We start from the raw sequence: 1733 nt of genomic DNA, 5'->3' as shown, positions 1-1733 counted from the left end.
CCGAAGCCGAAAAATTTAACCTTGTTGTTAGCACTGATGCGTCTAATGCGGCTGGTCAAATAAATGACTCGTTAGACAAATTAAGTTTTGCAGCGACAGGCACATGGCGTGTGATGGCTGTGCAATTAGCACCAGCGCTTGGCGAAATTAGCGAGAATATGCTTAAAGGCGCACAAGATACAAAGATAATGGAAGGTGCGGCATGGCTTTTATCTAGCACAATCAAAGTTATGTACACAGGCTTTAAAATAGCTGCTATTGATTTGATTTTGTTTGGGGAATTAATTGGTAAATTTGCGGCAATGGCTGTTAGCGTTGCTTCGGGTAACATTGCACAAGCCAAAGCAATTTGGGCAGATACGTCAGCCAAAGAAAAAGCTAAGGCTGATATGTTGGCTTTGGGTGATATATGGAATGGCACAGCAAAAATAGCCAGTGAATCTGCTGATGCTCAAGCCGAAGCTGCAAAAAAAGCGGCTAATTCTTTAGACATGGAAAAAAAGTTATTAGCCTCAAAAGAGCAGGATAAAGTGGCCAAAGCGCGTGAAGATGCCGCCAAAAAAGCACAAGCTGAGTTAGAAAAACAGCAAGAAGCCGTTGATAAACTCTCTGAAAGTTTTATGACAGAGGCTCAAAAAGAGCAAGCCTATTATGAGAAACAAAAAACTTTTTTAACTAATGCTAAAGATAAGGCTTTTAAAGATGAAGAACAGCGAAAGTATTTGTTAGAACAATTAGAAACGCAACATCATCAAAAAATAAAAGAAATCAACGATAAAGCGGCGGCTGATGCAGCAGCTAAAGCGATAGCGGACGCTAATCAACGTGTTGCTGAGTTGTTAGAAGACCCTATTATTAATGAAATAAATTATGAAGCTAAATTGCAAAACGATGATTACAAAGCACAGCAAGAAAACATTGATTTGAATGATGCGCTTGATGTAGAAGAAAACGCTAAAAATGCTTATAAATTGGCTATGCAGCAAGACTTTATAGCCTCGTTTTTGACAGGTGAACAAGACAGAATTAACCAAGCAATCACGATGGGCGACAAAGAACTAGAAGCACGTAAAGCACAAATGGCCGCTACTGTTGGTTTTTTTAACCAAGGCTTATCACAAATGGCACAAGGTCAAGGTAAAGCCGCCAAAGCTGCACAAGCTATTCAAAAAGCACAAGCCTTATACGAAATTGGTGTAAATACTTATCGGGCGGCTGTTGGTGCTTATGCCGCATTATCACCTATTCCATTTGTAGGGCCAGCGTTAGGTGTGGCTGCCGCGGCTGCCGCAATCGCGTTTGGTGGTTCGATGGCACAAGGCGTGTTAAGTGGTGGGGGAAGCCCTAGTGTAGCTGGTGGTGCGCCTCCTGCTTTGCCTGCATCTTCAAGCCCAACAAGCCAAGCCGAACAAAGAGCAGAACAGCCAACACTTACAACCTATGTTCGTATTCCTGAAGATGCCATTTTAACAGGCCGCAAAATGCTTGATTTTATTGATGAAGCATTGGGTGATGGTAAGCAATTAAACAATTTACGGTTTATACCAGCATGACAACAACAGCCAACAAAGCCATTATTTGTTATGACAATTTGCTTACGTCGTCAAAGTTAGCCAGTGTGACAGCAAGCAGTCAACAAACAGGCTATAGCGTACAAAACTGTTTTGACTGGTACACAACGTCTTTTTGGTCGCCAACACCTGCCAGTGGCTACCACTATTTTACCGCCACAT

2 protein-coding genes are annotated in these 1733 nt (G+C 42.1%); both read left to right on the top strand.

Features of this window, described 5'->3' with window-relative positions; translation table 11 throughout:
- Positions 1-1553: hypothetical protein (locus Q0212_RS05785; RefSeq protein ID WP_297923489.1), on the top strand; the 1553-nt coding region annotated here is incomplete at its 5' end.
- Positions 1550-1733, top strand: a 184-nt coding sequence (locus tag Q0212_RS05780; RefSeq protein WP_297923487.1) for a hypothetical protein, incomplete at its 3' end; no start/stop codon positions are given. The genes Q0212_RS05785 and Q0212_RS05780, both read left to right, overlap by 4 nt.

It is taken from the genome of uncultured Agitococcus sp., from assembly GCF_937920075.1.
Lineage (GTDB): Bacteria > Pseudomonadota > Gammaproteobacteria > Pseudomonadales > Moraxellaceae > Agitococcus.
Note: the sequence above shows the minus strand (reverse complement) of the source record. Positions and strands in the feature narration are given on the sequence as shown.